This is a genomic window from Desulfocicer vacuolatum DSM 3385, from assembly GCF_900176365.1.
Taxonomy (GTDB): domain Bacteria; phylum Desulfobacterota; class Desulfobacteria; order Desulfobacterales; family Desulfobacteraceae; genus Desulfocicer; species Desulfocicer vacuolatum.
Genome location: NZ_FWXY01000062.1, coordinates 1 through 3,061, shown reverse-complemented (window position 1 = coordinate 3,061; position 3,061 = coordinate 1). Strand labels below are relative to the sequence as shown.

Here is a 3,061-nt window from a genome sequence, read left to right as displayed (position 1 = left end):
ATTTTTTTGTAGTGGATCAAATATACACTGTAATTAAAGGCATTTCGAGCTTTTTTTTGATGTTTTTTGTTTAAAACACGCTTATTTTAGGCCTAAAAGAAAACCATTTGGGTAGTTGATACTCATATTTAGTTTGCATTTTATCCAAGACTACTTCACCTTTGCTTTTGATCCTTTTGGATATGTTTAAAATATTTTCTTTAAACTCATCTGGTACTTTATGTTTTTCAATCTTCTTTTTTAATATTTCAACAGTTGCAAGCAATCTTATTTCTGAATTCAAAAAGATAGAATAATCTATTATTTTATCTTTTGAATCATCAGAAATTTCGTTAATTAATTGGCAGGTGAAATTATCTCCAATTAGTTTTGGAAATATTTTTCCAAAGAAAAATTCTTTTTTAAAAATTCGAAAAATCCCATCTTTACCGTCGGTATGTTGAAGTAACTCAATATTTTCAACTATAATAGAAATGATTTCATCTTCATTTCCATCCTTAGCATAGCTATCTATCAGGGTGTCCCATAATCTTTTCGTATTTGAAAAATTGTATACACTTCTCGCACAATTAAAAATAAGGCTGTCTGCCAACAAACGTTTATCATCAGATGCATCACAAACTTGTTCCCATACCTTGAAACCATCATTCCAGGTTTCAGGAAATCCATTTACACCATTTCTCAAAAACTCCTCCAGACAAATATTAAATCCCACTGGAGATACGTTTACTAAGATATACCTTATAAGGCCTCCCCAAAATGGTTCATTATGGTGATGCACCGCCAACCACCAAAGGGGTTGTGGAAAGCCACAATATACATGCAAACTATCTTCCAGTAATTCATCTGAGAACTCGTCAAGAATATCCTCATAATTCCTACAAAAAAAATCGACATCACCAAAAAGCTCATGAAGTACTTCTTTAGGAGGATTATGCGAGTTCAGCAAGACAGCCTTTATCCATCTCAAATCTGTTCTATCACTTTTAAGCAAACCAATAATTTTATCTTTTTCGGTGATATCTAAATAATTCCATGCACCGACAATCCACTTTAAACTGGACAATAAGAAATCTGTTTCTTGGTGAGAAATTAAATCATCGAAAATGTGTGAACGAATTTTATGATTTTTTTGAGTTAGGAAAATCAAATTGTCAGCAACTGCCAATTCGTATTCATCCAAAATTTTTCCGTTTCTTACCTGATAATCAATTCTCTTGAACCACTTTTCTAAGACACGAACGCCGGTCTCTACATCTAAATGTTTCATCGCTTCGTCCATTGTCAATCCAAAGCGCCCTGTATTAGTATAGACTGACAACGGCAAATCTTCAGAGAAAGTCAAATATAATCGGCCCCATAATTGCCATATTGATTTTTTTTCATCTGGAGTAAAATCCTTCCAATTCCGATGGATTAAATTGTCCTCATAGTCTGTCTCAAACTCTGTCACAAAATTGTACATTCGAATTGCAATCGCTCTTTTCTTTAGAGCGTTTTCAATCAAATCAATCACAATATGTCGCTGAATGGAATTAAAACTTGTCCAATTTAAAACCAAAGCTTTTACAGTGCTGAAGACTACATCCGGGTGCTCATCATTAATGGCAATACCTATCAAATCCTCATAATGGGAGTCAAAAGGGCTCTTGGCTATGAAAATAGACGCAACTTTTTTCCTAATAAAAGCTTCATTTTGTTGTAGCAGAGTCTTGGGAATTAAGAGGGCTACATTTTCTATTGTCGCAGAGTCCAAATTGTTTATGTAAGTCCACGCTTCATATGAAGAGACCCGTTCTTCCCGCTTTAATCTATTTTTAATATTCTCAATTAGCTCAACATTTATGTCAGAAGATCTGAAATGTGAAACGAAAAGACCACCCTGTTGAGAAATGTACGGTATTTTATTATTATACCAATATATCCTTTCTGAGTTCGTACCACCTTGTTGTATCTTTCTGACTACCGTTTTTACGTCTTCACGCCCTAATTGATCAATATGATACATCAAAAATAACAAGCCGCTATCTTCAACACCCGGAAAAATTGAACTCAGGGTTTCTATAGCCAAATTTAAAATTTCATTTTTGAAAGCCGATTTCGCATTGGTATATAAAAACTCAAACTGTTTAGTTGCAAGCTGAGTTGTTTTAGGGTTTAAGCATGACAGGCTCCGCTTTAAATAAGTGAGCAGCTTTTTTTGCTTAATTTTGCTCACCGGGCAGAACAGATACCGACTGGCCTCATAATAATTAGGATGAGAGAATAGAATTTCTTGATCGTTTATTCTAATCAATTGCCGCTCTTCAAGATATTCCAAAGCCTCTAAAATAGTATTGTCTAAATCATATTTATCAGAATATTTAGGAAAGGGGTCTTCTTTACCCCCAGGTGTTAAAATGAAAGAGTCTCTTTTATTGATTGCATAAAATTTTTGATCATCTGAAAAAATATACCCAAGATCAATAAAGGAAACAGGGTCAATTACTGTTGAACAAAACCCTAAAACAGCTAATATTTCTGCGGCAGCTTTGTTTTTCTCCTGAATTGATTTAGCAATATTTTCTGAGTTATACCTTGCAATATGCTCTATATCCTCAACACTTTGTTCTTGCAATTTTTCAGGTTCAACATTAGCTACAAAATTTAATTGCCCTATCTGTAATAAACTTTGTTTCTCTTCCTCCTCTATTTTGTCTTTCACTAAGTCAATTATGCGCTGAGGAAGTTCGCTATTTTTTGCAAATTCGATCCAAAATTTTTTAAGTACACTATTATCTGTGATCGTCAGGTCTTCCCAATGTTGTTTGTTGATCCTGCAATTGGTTATTTCTTCAGTTGAAAAAGCTTCTAACAGGATTTCCAGCCTGGATGTGATTATCAACTTGTTTGGTGGTGCAATGTTTTTAATGATGCCTTCTATTTTCACCAACAGTTCCCTGCTATCTTCTTGTGGGCGAGTATGTCCTAACCTGGACAAGCCAGAACCAAAAAGGTTTTGTTGAATCACCATTCGCGGTATAATGATTCCCATAACATACAAATGCGAAAGGAGGTCAAT

At 34.2% G+C, this 3,061-nt stretch carries 1 protein-coding gene; it reads right to left on the bottom strand.

The window, feature by feature from the left end:
* Positions 1–70: 70 nt before the first annotated feature.
* On the bottom strand, positions 71–3,034 hold the full coding sequence (locus B9A32_RS20825; protein ID WP_212638054.1) for a hypothetical protein: 2,964 nt from the start codon (positions 3,032–3,034) through the stop codon (positions 71–73).
* Positions 3,035–3,061 lie beyond the last annotated feature (27 nt).